Consider the following 19,680-nt stretch of genomic DNA (forward strand, 5'->3'; position numbering starts at 1 on the left):
CCCCAACATCCGGGTGCCGGCGAGCCACAAACTGAGCGCGGGAGCGCGGGCCTGCTTTAGCATCGGCCCTGTCCAGGCTTCAGCCCGACGTGCCCCATGAGCAGCTCTTCGAGCCCCAACCCACCACTCCCTGCCCAGCCGCCAGCGCATGGGCATGCGCGCGGGCATGGGCTGGGCCTCGCCCCCGAACTTTCGCTGGAGGCCGGCCTGCAGCAACTGCGTGAGCTGGGCACCGGCTTCGAACAGGCTTTTTTTGCCGAGCGCCTGCTGGCCCTCCAAGCCCAAGCCTTGAGCGCAGCACATGAACTGGAACTGGCCGCCTTCGAGCTGCTCGGCCGCTCGACCGCGCCGGCCGAAGATCCCAAGGAACTGCTGGTTCGGGCCCGCGACCTGCTGGATCAGGCCCAAGCCCAGGAATCCTGGCTCGCTTGCGCCGCCAGTTGGCGAGCCATCCAATGGATCCAGACGCGGCTCAAGCTGCATCATGCCGCGCTGGAGAGTGTGGCCCAGGCAGTCGCACTCTACGAGAAGGCCGGCCATCCGGAACTGGCCTTGTTGATGCAGGCAGCACGCTGCCCGGTGCTGTTCATGGCAGAGATGTACCCCGAGCTGCGCGAGGCCTGTGCCAAGCTGCTGCTGGAGCGTGAGCGCTTGCCGGTCGCCACCGTGCAGATGCTGCTCAACAGCGCCGCCTCCGCTGCCTACTACCTGGCCAATGAAGAACCCGAGCCCAGGCTGGCCCACGGTTTTTGGCAGGAATGCCTGCATCTGCACCAGGAAAGCCTGGCCCTCACTGAGCGACATGGCCTGGTCTACGCCGGCTCCCTGGCCCACCTCAACCTCTCTGTCGTGCATGCCACCCTGGGCCAGAGGCAAGCGTGCCGCCAGCACCTGGAGCAGTTGCGGGCCATGGCTGGCGACAAGCCGCTGCCCGCCTCCTGGCAGCTCTGGATGCGCTTGTGCGCGGTGTTGCTGGACTGCCATGAGGCCAGCGGTGGCCCGACCCAGGCCCAGGCCTGGCACGCCCTGCTGGCTGTCGACACCGAGCTGGCCCAGACACCGTCGTACAGCGTGGGCCACCGCGATGCCGTCTTGCAGGCCCTGCGCCAGTTCGGCGAACGCTGGGGCTATATGGACCAAGCCTTGCGGGCCGGCCTGACCCAGCTGCAGCAAGAGCGCGAGCGCAAGCGGGAACTGTCTCGGGCCCTGGGCGAAACCGTGCATGCGGTGATGGAGCGACCGCGCCTGCTGCAAGCCAATGCGCAGTTGACCCGCCAGGGCAGCGAACTCGAGCAATCGCTGGCCCAGCGCAATCAGGAGCTCAGCCATGCCCTGGCCAAGGTGCAGGCCGAGGCCAGCATCCGCGCCGCCGCCGAGGCCGCCTTGCAAAAAGCCCACGACGAGCTGGAGGCCCAGGTGCGCGCCCGCAGCGCCGAACTGGAGCTGGCCCTGCGCACTCTGATGCGGCAGGAGAAGCAGCTGGCCCTCTCGCGCATGGTGGTGGGCGTGGCGCACGAGATGAACACGCCGCTGGGCAATGCCCGCATGGCCGCCAGCACCATGCAGGACCAGTGCCAGGACTTGCGCGCCCAGACCCAGCTCGGCCAGCTGCGCCGCAGCGAGCTCGACCAGGCCCTGAACCGCTTGCAAGAAGGCAGCGAGCTGGTGGACCGCAACCTGGCCCGTGCCGGCCAGTTGGTCGAGCGTTTCAAGGCCCTGGCCATCAGCCAGCATCAGGAAGCGCCGCAACAGCTGGACCTGGCCGCGCAACTGCGCCAATGGGCCCAGGCCTGGCAGGGCCGCCTGCCAGGCCCAGACTTCCGCCTCGACATCTCGGGCCTGCCCGAGCGGCTGGCCTGGCAGGGCTTTCCGCGTGCCTTGCATGAGGTGCTGGACCAGCTGTTCGACAACAGCCTGCAGCATGGCTGGGCCGGTCGCACCCAAGGCTGGGCCGGGCTGGCACTGAGCCAGATCCGCACGCCGGGCGATGAAACCGAGGAACGCGAGGCCGTGCAACTGCTCTGGCAGGACGACGGGCCCGGCATCCCGGCCGAGCACCTGCCCCATGTGCTGGAGCCGTTTTTCAGTACCCGCCTGGGTCAGGGCGGCAGCGGCCTGGGCCTGAGCACGGCCCACAGCCTGGTCTGCGAACTGATGGGCGGGCGTCTGGAGCTGCAAAGCCCGCCCGGCCAGGGTTGCCAGGTGCGCATCACCCTGCCGCTCTCGCTCAGCCGGCCGTCAATCGGCGGCAGCCCAACAGCGGCAGGGATGAGCGGGCGTTCAGCGCTCTCCTCAGCATCCTGCCTCGCCCCCCCGGAGCCCAAGCCGTGAATGCAAGCCCGCCGTCTCGCCCAGCTCAGATCGCTGAACGTCTGAAGCAGCTTCGGCACAGCATGGTGGGCTGGCTGGATCTGCAAGCCCTGGCCGAGCTGCAGGACTTGCTGCGCCAATCACCCAGCAGCTCTGAAGCGGTCGAGATCGAGGCTTACACCCTCCTGCTGGACCTCAATACCGAAGCCCCGAAGGCTTTGCGCGCCCTGCAGCGCTGCCAGGAGTTGCTGAACCTGGCCCAGGCCCTGCAGCACCCGCTGTGCGAAGCTGCGGTCTGGCGGGTGATGCAGCTGCTGCAGAGCTTTTTGATGCTGCACCCCGCCGCTCTGCACAGCGCAGGCATGGCCGCCAAGCTGTACGCCGACGCGGGGGAACATGAGCTTGAGCAGATGATGCTGGAGTCGCACAACTACGTGCTCTTCCATGCGCAGATGTACGAAGAGCTCTACGCGTCCTGCCAGTCCCAGCTGCCCCGCGCGCGCCAGAGCCGCAACGTTTTTTGCTGCCGGCTGATTTGGGGCGCGGCCAGTGCAGCCTACACCTTGGGCATGCGTTGCCCGCAGTTGCAGCAGCGTGAGGAATGGTGGCGGCAAGCACGAGAGCTGCATCTGGAAGCCTTGGCGCTGAGCCAAACGCTGCAGCAAACCATGATGGAGGCGATCAGTCTGCTCAACCTGGCCGTGGTGGAAGCCAGTCTGGGCCAGGTACCAGCAGCGCGGGCCTACCTCGATCGCATCGGGGCGCTGACGCATCTGGACGCACACCGCCCCGGCTGGGAGGCCTGGTTTGGCCTGGCCCAGGCCTTGATCGAACTGCACGAACCTCGCAACGCGGCCCAAGAAGAGGCTGCCTGGGGCGGCCTGCTCGCCACCGCACGCCGTCTGCTCGACGGCGGCCTGAACCACGCCGCAGCCGCCGAAGCCGCGCTGCGCACCATCAACCACCTGGGCCGCCAGCGCAATCGTCTGGACGATGCGTTATGGGCCATGGAGACCTTGCTCGACCAACAGCTTCAAGCCCGGCAAGCCCTGGCCCAGAACATGGCTGACACCTTAAGCGTTGCACTTGAGTTGCCACGTCTGCGCCAGGAGAAAGACCGCTTGATGGAACAAGGTTTCGCGCTCGAACAGTCTCTGGCCCAGCGCAACCAGGAGCTCAGCCATGCCCTGGCCAAGGTGCAGGCCGAGGCCAGCATCCGCGCCGCCGCCGAGGCCGCCTTGCAAAAAGCCCACGACGAGCTGGAGGCCCAGGTGCGCGCCCGCAGCGCCGAACTGGAGCTGGCCCTGCGCACCCTGATGCGGCAGGAGAAGCAGCTGGCCCTCTCGCGCATGGTGGTGGGCGTGGCGCACGAGATGAACACGCCGCTGGGCAATGCCCGCATGGCCGCCAGCACCATGCAGGACCAGTGCCAGGACTTGCGCGCCCAGACCCAGCTCGGCCAGCTGCGCCGCAGCGAGCTCGACCAGGCCCTGAACCGCTTGCAAGAAGGCAGCGAGCTGGTGGACCGCAACCTGGCCCGTGCCGGCCAGTTGGTCGAGCGTTTCAAGGCCCTGGCCATCAGCCAGCATCAGGAAGCGCCGCAACAGCTGGACCTGGCCGCGCAACTGCGCCAATGGGCCCAGGCCTGGCAGGCCCGCCTGCCAGGCCCAGACTTCCGCCTCGACATCTCGGGCCTGCCCGAGCGGCTGGCCTGGCAGGGCTTTCCGCGTGCCTTGCATGAGGTGCTGGACCAGCTGTTCGACAACAGCCTGCAGCATGGCTGGGCCGGTCGCCCCCAAGGCTGGGCCGGGCTGGCACTGAGCCAGATCCGCACGCCGGGCGATGAAACCGAGGAACGCGAGGCCGTGCAACTGCTCTGGCAGGACGACGGGCCCGGCATCCCGGCCGAGCACCTGCCCCATGTGCTGGAGCCGTTTTTCAGCACCCGCCTGGGTCAGGGTGGCAGCGGCCTGGGCCTGAGCACGGCCCACAGCCTGGTCTGCGAACTGATGGGCGGGCGTCTGGAGCTGCAAAGCCCGCCTGGACAGGGTTGCCAAGTGCGCATCACCCTGCCCCGGTTGCCGGCCGCGGCGCCTGTGCCCGCTTGGCCCGATCATTCGGCCCAGCCCGACTGAGCGCGCATGGCCCGCTGCCAGGGCCGCCTTTCGCACATATCCCGTGCATGGCACTCAAAAGGTGCGCGCACCAGCCGATAAGCCAGAGGTGAGGCCTGTGGCCCCCTCTTTCGCTCGCTTGTGCGGCAGCCAGGGCTCACCCCACCCCCAAGGATCAGGCTTTTCAATGACTTCAACATCTCCAACCTCCCTCAAGGGCCGCTCCATCGGTCAACGACTGGGCGCTGTACTGAGCCTCGTCTTGCTGATCTCCTCCGCGGGATCGGCCCTGGGCTACTGGGCGCTGCACAAGGTGGCGGTCGAGTCCGAGGTGATCCACAAGGAAGCCCTGGTGGCCGAGCGCGCCGCCACGGACTGGTATCGCAACATCACCAACGGCGTGAACCGCACCAGCGCCATCGCCGTCAGTGCCGACGCCAGCCTGGCCGACTTCTTCGCCGCAGGCGCCGCCGAATCCACCAAGCAATCGGGCGAGCTGCAAAAACGCCTGGAAACCCTGCTGACCTCGCCCAAGGAACGTGCCCTGTTCGAATCGCTGTCAGAAGCCCGCAAGGCCTATCTGAGCGCCCGGGACGCGGTCACCGCCGCCAAGAAAGGTGGGGATTCAGACGGCGCGCGCCAGCTCTTCGACAGCAAGTTTCAACCCGCCGCGGCGCATTTCCAGGAGCAGATCAAGGCCATCGTGCAGTTGCAGCGGGAGCAGCTCGATGCAGCGGCGCACCGCATCGAGTCGAACAACAGCACGGCCCGCACCGGCCTGATCGTCTTCGCCCTGTGCGCAGCCGCCGCCGGCGCCGGCCTGGCCCTGTGGCTGACTCGCTCGATCACCAGGCCTCTACAAGAAGCGGTGGGCGCGGCCGAGGCCATTGCCAACTTTGACCTCAGCCACCCGATCCCGGCCGGCGGCGCCGACGAAACCGGCCAGCTGCTGAACTCGCTGCGCCTGATGCAGGCCTCGCTGCTCAAGCTGATCGGCGAGGTGCGCAGCTCCACCGACAGCATCAGCACCGCCAGCGCCGAGATCGCCACCGGCAACCATGACCTGTCCGCCCGCACCGAGCAAACCGCCTCCAATCTGCAGCAGGCTGCGGCCTCGATGATGCAGCTGACCGGCACGGTCAAGCAGACGGCCGAATCGGCCAGCACCGCCGACCAGCTGGCCGGCAGCGCGGCCGAGGTGGCGCAGCGCGGCGGCACCGTGGTGGGCCAGGTGGTCAGCACCATGGAAGAGATCAGCAACAGCTCGCGCCGCATTGGCGACATCATCGGCACCATCGATGGCATCGCCTTCCAGACCAACATCCTGGCGCTGAATGCGGCTGTGGAAGCCGCCCGAGCCGGTGAGCAAGGCCGCGGCTTCGCGGTGGTGGCCAGCGAGGTGCGCTCCCTGGCCCAACGCTCGGCCGAGGCCGCACGCGAGATCAAGAGCCTGATCGGCGCCAGCGTCGAACGGGTCGAATCGGGCACCCGCCTGGTGCAGGACGCCGGCAGCACCATGGGCGAGATCGTCGCCAGCGTGCAGCGCGTGTCCCACATCATTGGCGAGATCAGCGCCTCGGCGCGCGAGCAAAGCGATGGCATCCACCAGATTAATGCCGCCGTCACCCAGCTCGATCAGATGACCCAGCAGAACGCGGCCCTGGTCGAGGAATCGGCCGCCGCAGCCGAGAGCCTGCGCGATCAGTCCTCGCGCCTGGCCGAGGCCATCGGAGTGTTCCGCCTGGAGCGCAGCGGCGCTGCACGGCGCCACTGACACCGAGTCCGGAACCTGGGCCCGAGCGAGGCCCAGGCACAAAAAAGCCGGTCGCGATGCGCCGGCTTTTTTTCTGCTGCGAGCCCGAATCGGCGAATCAGAAGCTCAAGGTCTTCACGCCTTCCGAGGTGCCCAGCAGGCAGACCTGGGCGCGGTTGCGGGCAAACACACCCACGGTGACCACACCGGGCCATTGGTTCACATCGGCCTCAAACGCGACCGGGTCGCTGATTTTCAGGCCGGTGACATCGAGGATGTGGCAGCCGTTGTCGGTGACCACACCGGCGCGCAGCGTCGCCACGCCGCCCAGGGCCGCAAAGCGGCGGGCCAGCTGGGCAGCAGCCATGGGGATGACCTCGACCGGCAGCGGGAACTTGCCCAAGGTCTGGACCAGCTTGGATTCGTCAGCGATGCAGACGAACTTCTGCGCCAGATCGGCGACGATCTTCTCGCGTGTCAGCGCCGCGCCACCACCCTTGATCATGTGGCCGCCGTGATCGATCTCATCGGCGCCGTCGATGTAGACGCCCAGGCCCTGGACCTCGGCCGCGTCGAGCACGGCAATGCCCAAGGCCTTCATGCGTTCGGTCGAACGCACCGAGCTGGACACGGCGCCCGCCACCTGGATGCCGCTGGCGGCCAGGGCATCGATGAACTTGTCGACCGTCGAGCCGGTGCCCACGCCGACGATGCTGCCGGGCTCCACATACTGCAAAGCGGCTTGGCCAACCAGGGTCTTGAGTTCGTCTTGGGTCATGGTGCGTCGGGGGGTCAAAAAAGGAAGGAGAAGCAGCGCAGCGAGGGTTGCGCTCCAAAGCCCGCATTATCGATCACGCTCGCGGGCCCCCCTGGCCCGGCAGCAGAGCACGGCCCCAGAGCCTGGCCAGGGTTGCGCCTTGGAACGCAAACCCCTCCGGGAAAAATACTGTTTGCATATACAGCTGTTTGTTTATACAGTTGCCGCAACGCTGCGACGGAACACGCGATGTCCGCATCAGCAGCCAAGCCCAAGCAAGCCCCCCTGGAGCCCTGACGATGAACCTGAGCCGCCCCACCGCCGCACACACCACCCAGCCTTCGAGCGCAGCCCCCATCCCTGTTCAAGCGCAAAGCGCAGGCGGGGCCTCCACCCTGCCCGGCTGGGTCGCTCGCACCAGCCTGGAATCGGGCCGCAAGCCAGCACACCGGCGCGGGCATGGCCACGCCGGCCAGGAGCGTGCCGTTGTCTCGTCCGCCCTGCGTGCGCTGCGCGACCCGCAGTTCTGGATCACGGCCATCGCCTTACTGACCCTGGTGGGCCTGAGCGGTGGCGCCTTTGAGGCCGAAGACAGCCACAGCGAGCGCAGCGCCATTCATCTGCACAGCGGCATGACCAACGATGCCGTGGTCGCCGAACTGAGCAGCAGCCAGCGCTGAAGCCGGCAGAAGCCGAGCCCGAAGCCGAGCTCGAAGTCCAGCCCGAGCTCTACCGGGCGCGGCATGCCGCGCTGAACTGAGGCGACGCTGTGCAGCGGCGCGAGCTCGAGGACCCTCGGCAGCGCTGTTGCCGCCTCAGGCGGCGTAGAACTTGCCGTGGAAGCCGTAGGTGACCCAGTACGGCAGCCACACCCGGGCCAAGGGGCCAGCGCTGAGCGCCTGGGCGTCAAAGACGCTGGCAAAGCTTCGCTGGCGGCGGCAGTCATAGCCCAGGCCCAGCAGCCAGCCCTGGCCCTCACCGGCCGCGCCTTGCGGCGTGCCCGGCTTGTGCACCAGCACATGCTCCTCCAGCACCACTTCGGGGCCGAAGGCAAAGCGCTCGCGGCGGCCGCTGTCCAGGTCCAGATGCATCAAGCCGTTGAAGCCCCAGCGTGAGCCCAGGTCCACGGCGGTCGGATAGTAGACATGGCGATGGCGCTGACCAACCACACGCGGATCGACGACCGGAAACTCGACCGACTCGCTGCGCGACTGCAGGCTGATGCGGCCGGGCGACGAGGGCTGCATACCCGCCGCACCGGGCGCCGCGGCCCCCATCTGCAAGCGCATGAATCGCGGCTGCGAGCTCTGCGGCGCAGGCCGCTCGCCGCGCATGACCTGCTGCAGCTCCGCATTGGCCTGCGGCAGCGGGCGCGACTCCACATAGTCCAGGTACAAGGTCTCGGCTCCGGCCGCCCCCTCGTCCCAGGCATTGCCGAAGTGAAACACCAGGCTGGCCGGCATCTCGAACACGCGGCGGCGGCTGAAATCAGCCTTGTCGATCACCAGCACCCGGGTCGCGTCCTGCGCCTGCCAGCGCATGGAATCCAGCATGCTCTGGCCGCCGCGCACGCCCGCCATGTCCAGCTGGATCGGCGGCAGCAGAAAGACCAGAAAGCGCTGAGACATGGCGAAGTCGTGGACCATGGGCACGGGCACCGGTGACTCGAAGACCTCGCTGCGCAAGACCTGACCCCGGGCCGAGATCTGGTAAACCACCATGCGGTCGCCGGCCGTGCCGAAGTTCCAGACCGTGCCATCCGGCTCCACCTTGGGGTGGGCCGAGAACGGCATGCCGGCCAGCTCAGGCGACCAGACCCGTGGGCCACGCGTCGCCAGGGTCTGCGGGTCCAGCTCGTAGGCGCTGCCGCCTTCCCACAGGGCATGGAGCCGGCCGTTGAGCAAGATCACGCTGGTGTTGGCCACATTCAGGCTGTCGGAGTTCTGGATGGCCATGCGCGGCGGGATGGCCGTGCCGAAGGCCGGCAGCAGAAAACGCCCGCCTTCCGCCTCGGCCTTGAACTTGCGCGTCTGCACAAAGCGGGCCTTGTGCGCCACTTGGCCGCGGCCAGCGCTGCCGCCGAAGGTCCAGGCCTGCACCAGGCCATCGCCATCGAACCAATGGCGGTAGCGCTCCTCACCGCGGGCCATCAGGCCCGGTCCGTTGCGGTAGTAGGTGCCGCGCAAGCCGTCGGGCAGGCGGCCTTCAATCTGCAGATCGCGGGCGTCCAAATCCTGGCCACGCAAGCCCTGCAGCGGCAGCAACTCCGGCGCCCCGCTGGCGAATGCCGCCGCACCCAGGCCCTGGGCCATGGCTTCTTGCAGCCCCGTCCAAGCGAGGCCAGTGGCGGCACCGAACTTGAGCCAATCACGTCTTTGCAGGGTCATCGTCATCGCGTCCACTCCTTGCGCGCTGCGCCAATTCACATCACTTCAAGGACACGCTCAGGCGTGCACCGGCCACCACCTCGAACTGCGCCGCCTCGAACTTGGGCGGTCCGAACATGCCGGTGGCGTTGTTGGAGAAGGCAAAGGGCTCGGTCGGCATGCGCATGGCGTTCATGTCCAGGCGGCCATTGCCGTTGAGGTCGTGCGCCACGTTCAGAGCCAGGCGGCCGGTCGGCAGAGCGGCCAGCTTGATCACCAAACGCCCATCTTTTTGCGCGCTGGCCGGGGCGCTGGCCACGGCCACCGGCTTTTTGAGCCAATCCTCGGGCGAGGCGAACACGCTGACCAGGATCTGGCCCTCGCTGCTGGCGATGCCGCTGAGTTCCAGCTCCATGTCGACCGCAGCAGCCGGCGCGGCAACTGCGCTGACCGGTGCATCCGCGGCCAGGGCCGACAGGCTGCAGCTGCCGCCGATCACCAGGCCGGCCGCAGCCAGGCCGATCAGTCGGCGCGCCGCAGCGGCCGGGCGATGGAACGACATCTTTTTCTTCATGGCAGGTCCTTTTCGGGTTCAGTCAGTGGCGATGACTCAACTCTAGAAAGCCCCGCGCTGGCGTCCCAGCGCCTTGCGACCAAGTGAAGCCCCGCGGCGCCAACCGCAGCCGGCAGGCGCGAAAGGAAAGACCCGCTGAGGCCAAGCCTGGTGAACAAAAAAAGGGCGACCGCCAGCGGTCGCCCTCGATCCAGTTCGGATGCGTTTCGGCCCGGGGGCCTGCCCGCTCAGCCGCGCCGCGCGCGCACCGCGGCCGCCAGCTCGCGCAGCAGGGGCTCGGTCTGCGACCAGCCCAGGCAGGCGTCGGTGATGGAGACACCGGGCAGCAGATCCTGCTTGGTCTGGCCCTCGGCCAGGTCCTGCCGACCCGGCTGCAGATGCGACTCGATCATCACACCGGTGATGCGCTGCTCGCCACCCGCGATCTGCGCCGCCACATCGCGGCCGACATCGATCTGGCGCTCGAACTTCTTGCTCGAGTTGGCGTGCGAGAAGTCCACCATCACCTGCTCGCGCAGGCCGGCGCTGCGCATGGCCTCACAGGCGGCGGCCACCGAGGCGGCGTCGTAATTGGGCGCCTTGCCGCCGCGCAGGATGATGTGGCAATCGTCGTTGCCGCGGGTCTCGAAAATGGCGGCCGCGCCCATCTTGGTCATGCCCATGAAGGCATGGCTGGCGCGAGCGGCCAGCACCGCATCGCTGGCGACCTTGATGCCACCGTCGGTGCCGTTCTTGAAGCCCACCGGGCAGGACAGGCCGGAGGCCAGCTGGCGGTGACTCTGGCTCTCGGTCGTGCGCGCGCCAATGGCGCCCCAGGACACCAGATCGCTGATGTACTGCGGCGACAGCAGGTCCAGGAACTCGGTGCCGGCCGGCAGGCCCAGGGCCGTCACATCCAGCAGCAGCTTGCGCGCCAGGCGCAGGCCTTCGTTCATGTGGAAGCTGCCGTCCAGGCGCGGGTCGTTGATGTAGCCCTTCCAGCCGACCGTCGTGCGCGGCTTCTCGAAATACACGCGCATGACGATCAGCAGGTCCTTCTGCAGCTCGGCGCGCAGGTCCTTGAGCAGGCGGGCGTAGTCCATGGCCTGGTCGTGGTCATGGATGGAGCATGGGCCCACCACCACCAGCAGGCGGTCATCGCGGCCATGCAGCACATCGCTGATGTCGCGGCGCGCCTGCTCGACCAGCTGCAGCGAGCTGTCCGGCGGCGGCAGCTCGTCCAGCAGCAGGGCCGGCGAAATCAAGGGGCGAACGGCGCCGATACGGGTGTCGTCGGTGCGGGTGCTGTCCTGCGTGCTGGCATCACCAGCATCGCTGCGGCGGCCGATTTCGCGGTCCTTTGCGGGGTTGTCGAGAGACTGCATGACTCAAACTCCAAGAAACATTGCAGGCATTATCCGTGCAGGGCCTAAGCCGGTGTCCGCGCGGACAAGAAGACCGCAGCTGCCGACAACGCCAAGCCCAGCAAAGCCAAGCCCGGCAAAGCCTCCCCAAGCAAGGCCCAGCCCATCAGCGTGGACATGGCCGGGATCAGGAAGAACAGTGCCGCCACCCGGCTGGCCGAGCCGCGCCGCACCATGCTGAACATCAGGCTGAAGGCGCCAATCGAATTGACCCCGGCCAGCCACAGCAGCACCCACCAGAGTTGCTCGCTGCGCCACTCGACCTGCACGCCGCCCTCGACCGCCCCAGCCAAGCCCAGCATCGCCAGCGCCGCCACCGTCATCTGGATCGCGCTGCCGCTGCGCAAATCCATGCCGGCGCAGAAACGCTTCTGGTACAGCGTGCCCAGGACCAAACCCGCCAAGCCCAGCAGACCCATGCCGTAGGCCAGCTCCGCCGTGCCGCCGCCCCCACCACCCTGCTGGCCGATAGGCTTGGCTAGCACCACCAGGCCCACACCCGCCAAACCCAGGGCCAGGCCCCAAGCCTGGCGCGGCCGGATGCGTTCGGCCAGCCAAAGATGGCCGCCCAGAGCCGTCAGCAAGGGCATGAGCCCGATCAGGAGCGCCGCCACACCGCTGGGCAGGCCCCATTGCATGGCCTGATAGACCCCGGCGAAATGCAGCACCTGGATCAAAAGCCCCACCATGCCCAGATGCAGCCAAGCCCGCGCCGAGCGCGGCCAGGGCGCCCGGCTGAAGCCGGTGATGGCCAGCAAGATCAGGGCCGCCAGGCCAAAGCGCAGGCTGAGCAGGCTCAGCGGCGCCGCATGGGCCAGGCCCAGCTTGCCCATGGGGTAGCCACTGCTCCAGAACAGAATGAAGAATCAGGGCAAAGCCCGACCGGCCAGCTCGGGCCGCGCCCAACCGTCCGGCCCCACCGTCGCCCCCTGAAGCCTGCGCGGTGCGATGGGCGGCGGCTCAGTCGCAGCCAAGGGACAGGAGGAGTGCGTCACAGCATGCGGAGCAACAGAGTTCATCAGCTTTCGGCGCGGGCGCCGCCCTCGTTCTTTGATGCAGTCAACAGAAGGCACCCACTGTAAAAATCGCCGAATCAATCCACAATCCACGATTGATTCACTTTAAAGTTTCCAAAAAAGAAACAATGAAGCATGCAGGATCGGCCGAGAAAGGGGCGAGCATGGGGCGTTTGGAAGACTTGCAGAGCTTTGTCCGCATCGTCGAGACGCGCAGCTTCTCGGCCGGCGCACGACTGCTAGGCAGCAGCAAATCAGCGCTGAGCAAGCAAATCAGCCGCCTGGAGGCCGAGCTGGGCACACGCCTGCTGCATCGCAGCACCCGCAGCCTGAGCCCCACGCCCGAAGGCCAGGCGGTGTACGAGCGCGCCCTGCGCCTGCTGGACGATGCCCAGGCCCTGGATGCCGAGCTGCGCGACCGGCGCGAACAACCGCGCGGCCTCTTGCGCCTGAGCACCTCCACCTCCTTCGGCAATCTGCAGCTGACCGCACTCCTGGCCGGCTTTTGCCGCCAGCACCCGCAGCTGCAGGTGGTGCTGGGCTTGAACGACCGCTACGTTGACCTGGCCGAGGAAGGCTTTGATGTGGTGCTGCGCCTGACCGGCTCGCCCTCACCAGGCCTGGTGGCGCGGCGCCTGGCACCCATCCACTACCGGCTCTGTGCCTCGCCGGCATACCTGGCCGAGGCCGGCCGGCCCGAGACGGTGGCGGAACTGACCGCGCACCGCTGCCTGCGTTTTGGCTATCTGCAAGCGCCCGAGCGCTGGCGCTTTCGCCACACCGCCAGCGGGCAGGAGGACAGCGTCGATGTGCAAGGCGCCCTGCGTTTTGAGAGCGGCCTGACCGTCAACAGCAGCGAATCGCTGCGCGTGGCCGCCCTGGCGGGATTGGGCATCGCTGTGCTGCCCAGCTATGCCGTGGGCGGTGATCTGCGGGAGGGCCGGCTGGTGCAGCTGCTGCCCGACTGGCGGCCGATCAGCGGCATTGCCGAGGCCGACACCCTCTATGCCGTCTACCTGCCCAACCGCCAGCCCAGCACCAAGGTGCGGGCCTTGATTGACTACCTGCTGGAGCAGTTGGGCGAGCGGCCACCCTGGGACCGCGAGCCCTCCCCCCAGCCAGCCCACCAGCCAGCCGCCTAGGCTGCGCAGCTCAAAGCTGCGCAGGGGGCGGGGTCGGGCCAATGCGACAATTCGCGGCTATGCCTCTGATCCCCTACGCCCTCACCCGCCCTTTTCTGTTCGGACTGGACCCCGAACATGCTCATGAGCTGACGCTGGGCGCCATCGCCCGGCTGCAGAACACACCGGCGCAATGCCTGTGGTCGCAGCCGCGCATCGCCGATCCGATCGAGCTGGCCGGGCTGAAGTTCCCCAACCGCATCGGCCTGGCCGCCGGCCTGGACAAGAACGGCCGCTGCATCGACGGCCTGGGCGCCATGGGCTTCGGTTTCATCGAGGTGGGCACGGTCACGCCCAAGGGCCAGCCCGGCAATGACAAGCCGCGCATGTTCCGGCTGCCCGAGGCCGGCGCCTTGATCAACCGCCTGGGCTTCAACAACGAAGGCCTGGCCAGTTTCCTGGCCAATGTGCAGCGCGCGCACAGCTTCCGCGCGGCCGGCGGCCTGGTGGGCCTGAACATCGGCAAGAACGCGGTCACACCCATCGAAGAGGCGGCCAGCGACTACCTGCTGGGCCTGGACGGTGTGTTCCCGCACGCCGACTACATCACCGTCAACATCTCCAGCCCCAACACCAAGAACCTGCGCGCCCTGCAAAGCGACGAGGCCCTGGACGCCCTGCTCGGCCGCCTGCAGGAACGCAAGCTGCAGCTGGAAGCGAGCGCCAAGCGCCAGGTGCCCATGTTCGTCAAGATCGCGCCCGATCTGGACGAGGAGCAGGTCGCCGTGATCGCCCAAACCCTGCAGAAGAACGGCATCGACGGCGTGATCGCCACCAACACCACCATCTCGCGCGAGGCGGTCAAGGGCCTGGCGCATGCCGAGGAAACCGGTGGTCTCTCAGGCCGGCCGGTGTTCGAGGCCAGCAACCGGGTGATCCGCCTGCTGCGCTCGGCCCTGGGGGGCAACTATCCCATCATCGGCGTGGGTGGCGTGATGAGCGGCGAAGACGCCCGCGCCAAGCTGCAAGCCGGCGCCGACCTGGTGCAGATCTACACCGGCCTGATCTATCAAGGCCCGGCCCTCGTCCGCGACTGCGCAGCAGCCATGGCCCGCGTCTGAACGGGCGCAAGCCATGGCTGTCGAAATCGAACGCAAATTCCTGGTCCTCGGCGAGGCCTGGAAAGCCAGTGGCCCCGGTGAATTCATCAGCCAGGGCTATCTGAACCGCGACCCCGCACGCACGGTGCGCGTGCGCATCAAGGGCGAACAGGCCTGGCTGACCATCAAGGGCCGCAGCGAAGGCGTGGCCCGGGCCGAGTTTGAGTACCCGGTGCCGGTGGCCGATGCACGCGAGCTGCTGGCCCTGTGCGAAGGCCCGCGGGTCGAGAAGATCCGCCGCGAGATCAGCCACGCCGGCATGCTCTGGGAGGTGGACGAGTTCCTCGGCGACAACGCCGGCCTGGTGGTGGCCGAGATCGAGCTCAGCGACGCCGACCAGGCCTTCGAACGCCCCGACTGGCTGGGCCAAGAGGTCAGCCAGGACCCTCGCTATTTCAACTCGGCGCTCAGCAATTTGCCCTTCTGCCGCTGGTGAACCCCGCCAGGCCGGCCACGCCGATTCATCGGGTTAGTCCCGAGATGCAGCGAAACCACGTTTGCATCCATTCTTTCGTTTTGCGCGCATTCCGTACAAGCCGCCTGCGCTGAGTTTCACGACCATGGCGCTCCGTCATCCCCTGGTTGGGCCACCCGCTCGACCGCAACCGATGGAGCATGCCCATGAAGCATTGGAACCCACTCACCCTGTCCATCCCTGGCGCCGCTCTGGCACTGTTTGCCGTCACCGCGCAGGCCCAAGATCTTCTGCTGCGCCTGTCTGCCGACGCCAGCCTCGGCACCACCAGCCTCGACATCAGCCACGCGCAGCGTGGCAGCTTTGCCCAGCCCGGCGCCCGGCAGAAACCGCGCGAGGGTGAACTGCTCGTGATCGGGCGCAATGCCCAGGGGCAGGAGTTGTTTCGCCGCGCCGTGGCCAACCCCAGCCGCAAGACGGCCGAGATCTTCAATGAAACGACCGGTCAGATTGAGCTGTCTCGGCCCTTGGCCGCACGGGGCGCGATTGAGCTGAGCGTGCCGGAGCCCGCCCAACTCGCCAGCCTTGAGCTGAGCGAGTACCGCAGCCAAGCGGGCCTGAGCGCAACGCCGGGCCGACGCCTCAGCCGCAAGGAGTTGGATGCCTTGGTTCAACGCAGCGCCCAGCAGAACACCTTGGCAGCGACCGCCGTGCCCACCGGCAGCACCCTGCTGTGGGAAAGCGGCAGCAGCGCTCAGCGCATGGACATCGTCATCATCGGCGACGGCTTCACCCGCGCTGAAATGCCGGCCTGGCAAACCGCGGCCCAGCGGGTGTCGGACGGCATCCTGGCCGACCCGCTGTTCGCCCGTTTCAAGGGTGCGCTGAACATCCGCCGCGTTGACATCGAGAGCGCCCAGTCGGGCGTGACCGAAGGCGGCGTGGTGCGCAACTCGGCCCTGGGCAGCCAACTGGGATGTTTCAACATCGCGCGCCTGGTGTGCACCGACGAGGCCAAGGTGCTGGCGGCCGTCTCGGCCGTGGCGCCGGCCAATGGCCGCGATGTGATCATCGTGCTGGTCAACAGCCCCACCTATGCCGGCGCGGCCAGCGGCAATATCGGCGGCTTCTCCTTGCACCCCCAATCCATCGAGATCGCCCTGCATGAGATCGGCCATGCGGCCTTCCAGTTGGCCGACGAGTACGACAACGGCACCTGCGACACCAGCAGCGAGCCCCGCGCCGCCAACGTCACCCGTGTGGCCACACGCAACGGGGTCAAATGGGCGCCGCTGATCGCCGCCACCACGCCGGTACCGACCAACCCGGGCTCGGTCAGCAATGGCACGGTGGGGGTGTTCCAGGGTGCCGACTATTGCCCCAGCGGCAAGTACCGGCCGACCGAAACCTCGCGCATGCGCGCCCTGTCCAACCCCTGGCATGCCGTCAATGAAGCGCGAGCCAAAACGGTGTTCGACAGCTACACCGGCGGCGGTGGCGACGCCCTGCCCGTGATCAGCAGCCCGCCGCGCAGCGTGACGGTCAATGCCGGCCAGAGCGCCAGCTTCAGCGTCAGCGCCAGCGGCAACGGTTTGAGCTATCAATGGCGCAAGAACGGCACGGCCATCGCCGGCGCCACGGCCGCCAGCTACAGCACCGGGCCCACCAGCCTCAGCGACAACGGCGCGCAGTTCAGCGTGCTGGTCAGCAACAGCGCCGGCAGCGTGAGCAGCGCGGCCGCCACGCTGACGGTCAGGAACAGCGATGCCGTACCGCCCAGCATCAGCACGCAGCCGAGCAATGTCAGTGTCAGAGCGGGCAGCCCAGCCAGCTTCTCGGTGACCGCGGCCGGCACCGGGCCGCTGAGCTACCAGTGGCGCAAGAACGGCAGTGCCATCGCTGGCGCCACAGCGGCCAGCTACTCGATCGCCGCCGCCGCCAGCGCCGACAACGGCGCGCAGTTCAGCGTCACCATCAGCAACAGTGCCGGCAGCGTCACCAGCGCCAACGCCACCTTGACCGTCACCTCGGACAACAGCGGCGGCAGCACCGTGAACGGCACGCTGCCGGCTGGTGCCAGCTTGACCTACCCCAGCGGCAGCCCGGGCTACCACCAAAGCAGCGCCGGGGGCAAGTTCAGTGCCACGCTCAAGGGCCCGGCCGGGGCCGACTTCGACCTCTACCTGTACAAGTGGAACGGCAGCAGCTGGGCCGTGGTCGCCAAGTCGGAGGGGCCGGACGCCAACGAGGCCTTCAGCTACACCGGGACAGCCGGCTATTACTACCTGCAGCTCAGCTCGTACGCAGGCAGCGGTGCGTTCACGCTGAGCTACACCCTGCCTAAGTAAGGCCTTAGCTCACCACACCCCGTCCCTTCGCCCGCCCGCTGCGTTCGTTCCCGGCCGCAGCGAGGCCGGCCCTGCCTCGCCCGTGCTGAAGCTCCGGCGAATCAGCCCGGCGCAGGCAGCAGCGCATGCGCCCCGCGTGCGAGGCGCCCACCTTCGTCACCGGCTTGTTCTCAAGCAGAAAGAGGAGACCCACATGAAACAGACCTTCCGGCAATGGACGCTGTCCTTGCTGGCCGCACTGGCGCTGAGCGCCTGCGGCGGCGGCAGCCTTCAAGACCGCCCAAGCGAAAACGGCATCAGCCCCCAAGCGAGCGACATGCCCCGTGCCAAAGCCACGGCTGCCACCGCGGGCGCGTCGGCCGCCCCCAAGCAAGGCATCGTGCTGGACGACATCGACAAGGGCAGCTTCTGCTATAGCGAGCCCATCAATTTCAGCGCCGATGTCAGTGATCTGAAATCAGCCTACCAGTCCAACAACTGGCTGCAAACCATCACCAGCGTCTACGGCCGCCGCTGGCCCAGCGGCAAGGCCCTGGCCACCGCTCAAGCCAATGATCAGTACTTCAAGGGCTTTGTCGATACCAGCAGCTTCAACAAGCTGGCCGAGTCCCTGATGGTGGCCATCCACGAAGAAACCCATATGTGGGATCTGGCGGCCGAACGAACGCAATGGAACAACTACAGCTCATCCTGGATTGACGAGCAGACGCAGTTCCTCAAGTTCAATCTCTACGACAGCGACGGTGGCTTTGCGCGCAAGGAGATCTTGAGCCTGATCACCGATGACGCTTCGTCCGAGACCGACGAGGTCTATCTCAAGAACGCCCAGCAAGGGGAGTACCACCTGCAGGGCGTCACGGCCGAGCTCAATGCCAGCTTGATGGGCCTGCCGGCGGCGGCGGCAGTCGGTGAATTCATCGACGGCATCGGCGCCAGCAACTCACGTGACCTGGCTTTGACCAACACCAGCTATCTGCAGCTGTACCTTCGCGTGGCCAAGTCCAAGCACAACGCTTACTACAACAAGCTCAAGAGCGACCCGACGCTGCGCAAATGGGTCTTGGTGCAGTTTCTGCGCAATGCCTACCACATGAAGCAATCGGATCGCTGGGCGGCCAAGCTGGGCAGCGCCAAGGTGCCGCGCCTGATTGCGCGTGTCTATGCTGCGGAGAATCTGGCCATTCTGGAAGACTTCACCGGCTACACCCTGCCCAAGACCATCGACAGCGCCTGCATGGGCGCCGCCGGAGCACCCGTCATCAACAGCCAACCCCAGAATGTGGTGGCCAACGTCGGCCAGACGGTCAGCTTCAGCGTTCAGGCCAGTGGCTCGGGCCTGAGTTACCAGTGGCGCAAGAACGGCGTCAACCTGGGGAGCAACAGCAGCTCCGCCAGCTACATCATCAACGCGGTGCAAGCCAGCGATGCCGGCAGCTACAGCGTGCTGGTCAGCAACTCGCTGGGCTCGACCAGCAGCAATGCCGCCTCCTTGACTGTCAACCCGGGCAGCGAGATCCGCATCAGCATCACGCCGGCCTCGGTCACGCTCAGTCCCGGCGGCAGCCAGCAGTTCAGCGCCACGGTCAGCGGCAGCAGCAACACCGCCGTCACTTGGCGCGTGCTCGATACCGGCGGCGGCAGCATCAGCAGCAGCGGACGCTACACCGCACCTCAGACGGCTGGAAGCTACCGCATTCAGGCCAGCAGCGTGGCCGATGCCAGCAAGACCGCACAAGCCACCGTCACTGTCAGCGCTGCCAGCACAGCACCGGTGATCAACAGCCAACCCCAGGCCGTCAATGCCGTCGCAGGCTCCACCGCCAGCTTCTCGGTGCAAGCCAGCGGCAGCGGCCCGCTGAGCTACCAGTGGCGACGCAACGGCACAGCCCTGAGCGGCGCCACCGGCTCCAGCTACACCACCCCGGTGCTGAGCCTGGCCGACCATGGCGCCGTGTACAGCGTGGTGGTCGGCAATGCGGCTGGTTCGGTCACCAGCGCCGGCGCCACACTCAGTGTCAGCGCCGCTGGGGGCGGCACCACCGTGACCGGCTCACTCAGCGGCGCAGGCGCCAGCGCCACCGTGCCAGGCGGCAGCCCCGGCTATCTGCGAACGACAGCCCGCGGTCTTTTCAATGCCCAGCTCAGCGGCCCCGCGGGCAGCGATTTCGATCTCTACCTGTACCGCTGGAACGGCAGCAGTTGGGCCGTCGTGGCCAAATCTGAGGGTCCGGCCTCCAGCGAAGCCTTGAGCTACACGGGCGCGGCCGGCTTCTACTATTTCCAGATCCAGTCCTATGCGGGCGGCGGCGCCTACAGCTTGACGTACAGCGCACCCAAGTGAGT

General features: G+C 67.4%; 14 protein-coding genes. 9 read left to right on the plus strand and 5 right to left on the minus strand.

All coding sequences use genetic code 11. The features are described 5' to 3' along the window. Positions 1 to 96 precede the first annotated feature (96 nt). The 3 genes from OOB33_RS18145 to OOB33_RS18155 all read left to right on the plus strand — a co-directional run bounded on the left by OOB33_RS18145 (position 97) and on the right by OOB33_RS18155 (position 6,198). Entirely contained in the window at positions 97 to 2,331 is a 2,235-nt protein-coding gene (locus OOB33_RS18145) for a sensor histidine kinase (protein ID WP_271009686.1), read from the plus strand. Further along, positions 2,328 to 4,445: a sensor histidine kinase gene (locus tag OOB33_RS18150; protein WP_271009687.1), complete on the plus strand. Its 2,118-nt coding sequence runs from the start codon at positions 2,328 to 2,330 to the stop codon at positions 4,443 to 4,445. Before OOB33_RS18145 ends, OOB33_RS18150 begins: the two co-directional genes overlap by 4 nt. A gap of 241 nt (positions 4,446 to 4,686) precedes the next feature. Next, positions 4,687 to 6,198: a methyl-accepting chemotaxis protein gene (locus tag OOB33_RS18155; RefSeq protein WP_349497393.1), complete on the plus strand. Its 1,512-nt coding sequence runs from the start codon at positions 4,687 to 4,689 to the stop codon at positions 6,196 to 6,198. Between the two features lie 97 nt (positions 6,199 to 6,295). Here the strand turns inward: OOB33_RS18155 and rpiA are convergent, their stop codons facing one another. Beyond that, on the minus strand, positions 6,296 to 6,955 hold the full coding sequence (gene rpiA / locus OOB33_RS18160; protein WP_171827963.1) for a ribose-5-phosphate isomerase RpiA: 660 nt from the start codon (positions 6,953 to 6,955) through the stop codon (positions 6,296 to 6,298). A gap of 278 nt (positions 6,956 to 7,233) precedes the next feature. Here rpiA and OOB33_RS18165 point away from each other — a divergent pair, with 278 nt between their 5' ends. After that, positions 7,234 to 7,614, plus strand: a complete 381-nt coding sequence (locus OOB33_RS18165; RefSeq protein ID WP_271009688.1) for a hypothetical protein — start codon at positions 7,234 to 7,236, stop codon at positions 7,612 to 7,614. Between the two features lie 135 nt (positions 7,615 to 7,749). On the opposite strand, the gene OOB33_RS18170 is transcribed toward OOB33_RS18165, so the two are convergent. From OOB33_RS18170 to OOB33_RS18185, 4 genes are all read right to left on the minus strand, one after another. Further along, positions 7,750 to 9,327, minus strand: coding sequence for a carotenoid oxygenase family protein (locus OOB33_RS18170; protein WP_271009689.1), 1,578 nt, complete (start codon positions 9,325 to 9,327; stop codon positions 7,750 to 7,752). Between the two features lie 34 nt (positions 9,328 to 9,361). After that, positions 9,362 to 9,874 carry a DUF2141 domain-containing protein gene (locus tag OOB33_RS18175; RefSeq protein ID WP_271009690.1) on the minus strand — a complete coding sequence of 171 codons (513 nt, stop codon included), beginning with the start codon at positions 9,872 to 9,874 and terminating at the stop codon, positions 9,362 to 9,364. A gap of 227 nt (positions 9,875 to 10,101) precedes the next feature. Then, positions 10,102 to 11,238, minus strand: a complete 1,137-nt coding sequence (locus OOB33_RS18180; protein WP_271009691.1) for a 3-deoxy-7-phosphoheptulonate synthase — start codon at positions 11,236 to 11,238, stop codon at positions 10,102 to 10,104. A 44-nt stretch (positions 11,239 to 11,282) separates the two neighbouring features. Next, positions 11,283 to 12,137 carry a DMT family transporter gene (locus OOB33_RS18185; protein ID WP_333780345.1) on the minus strand — a complete coding sequence of 285 codons (855 nt, stop codon included), beginning with the start codon at positions 12,135 to 12,137 and terminating at the stop codon, positions 11,283 to 11,285. A 320-nt stretch (positions 12,138 to 12,457) separates the two neighbouring features. On the opposite strand from OOB33_RS18185, the gene OOB33_RS18190 reads away from it, so the two are divergent. The 5 genes from OOB33_RS18190 (at position 12,458) to OOB33_RS18210 (ending at position 19,678) form a co-directional block, all read left to right on the plus strand. Next, positions 12,458 to 13,435 (plus strand): LysR family transcriptional regulator, encoded by a 978-nt coding sequence (locus OOB33_RS18190; RefSeq protein WP_271009692.1) that lies wholly within the window; start codon positions 12,458 to 12,460, stop codon positions 13,433 to 13,435. Positions 13,436 to 13,494: 59 nt separating this feature from the next. After that, the gene (locus tag OOB33_RS18195) at positions 13,495 to 14,535 is read left to right on the plus strand and encodes a quinone-dependent dihydroorotate dehydrogenase (RefSeq protein WP_271009693.1); all 1,041 of its coding nucleotides are present in this window, start codon (positions 13,495 to 13,497) and stop codon (positions 14,533 to 14,535) included. Positions 14,536 to 14,548: 13 nt separating this feature from the next. Then, a complete protein-coding gene (locus tag OOB33_RS18200; protein ID WP_271009694.1) occupies positions 14,549 to 15,010 on the plus strand; it encodes a CYTH domain-containing protein in 462 nt (153 codons plus the stop codon). A gap of 185 nt (positions 15,011 to 15,195) precedes the next feature. Next, positions 15,196 to 17,337: a M64 family metallopeptidase gene (locus OOB33_RS18205; protein WP_271009695.1), complete on the plus strand. Its 2,142-nt coding sequence runs from the start codon at positions 15,196 to 15,198 to the stop codon at positions 17,335 to 17,337. A 193-nt stretch (positions 17,338 to 17,530) separates the two neighbouring features. Further along, positions 17,531 to 19,678 (plus strand): immunoglobulin domain-containing protein, encoded by a 2,148-nt coding sequence (locus tag OOB33_RS18210; RefSeq protein ID WP_271009696.1) that lies wholly within the window; start codon positions 17,531 to 17,533, stop codon positions 19,676 to 19,678. Positions 19,679 to 19,680: the final 2 nt, after the last annotated feature.

The organism is Paucibacter sp. B51, assembly GCF_027863535.1.
GTDB lineage: Bacteria > Pseudomonadota > Gammaproteobacteria > Burkholderiales > Burkholderiaceae_C > Paucibacter_A > Paucibacter_A aquatilis.

Excerpts from the sequence above, each read along its gene's own strand:
- OOB33_RS18145 (WP_271009686.1), top strand. The coding sequence starts at position 97 with ATGAGCAGCTCTTCGAGCCCCAACCCACCACTCCCTGCCCAGCCGCCA.
- rpiA (WP_171827963.1), bottom strand. The coding sequence starts at position 6,955 with ATGACCCAAGACGAACTCAAGACCCTGGTTGGCCAAGCCGCTTTGCAG.
- OOB33_RS18165 (WP_271009688.1), top strand. The coding sequence starts at position 7,234 with ATGAACCTGAGCCGCCCCACCGCCGCACACACCACCCAGCCTTCGAGC.
- OOB33_RS18170 (WP_271009689.1), bottom strand. The coding sequence starts at position 9,327 with ATGACGATGACCCTGCAAAGACGTGATTGGCTCAAGTTCGGTGCCGCC.
- OOB33_RS18175 (WP_271009690.1), bottom strand. The coding sequence starts at position 9,874 with ATGAAGAAAAAGATGTCGTTCCATCGCCCGGCCGCTGCGGCGCGCCGA.
- OOB33_RS18180 (WP_271009691.1), bottom strand. The coding sequence starts at position 11,238 with ATGCAGTCTCTCGACAACCCCGCAAAGGACCGCGAAATCGGCCGCCGC.
- OOB33_RS18190 (WP_271009692.1), top strand. The coding sequence starts at position 12,458 with ATGGGGCGTTTGGAAGACTTGCAGAGCTTTGTCCGCATCGTCGAGACG.
- OOB33_RS18195 (WP_271009693.1), top strand. The coding sequence starts at position 13,495 with ATGCCTCTGATCCCCTACGCCCTCACCCGCCCTTTTCTGTTCGGACTG.
- OOB33_RS18200 (WP_271009694.1), top strand. The coding sequence starts at position 14,549 with ATGGCTGTCGAAATCGAACGCAAATTCCTGGTCCTCGGCGAGGCCTGG.
- OOB33_RS18205 (WP_271009695.1), top strand. The coding sequence starts at position 15,196 with ATGAAGCATTGGAACCCACTCACCCTGTCCATCCCTGGCGCCGCTCTG.
- OOB33_RS18210 (WP_271009696.1), top strand. The coding sequence starts at position 17,531 with ATGAAACAGACCTTCCGGCAATGGACGCTGTCCTTGCTGGCCGCACTG.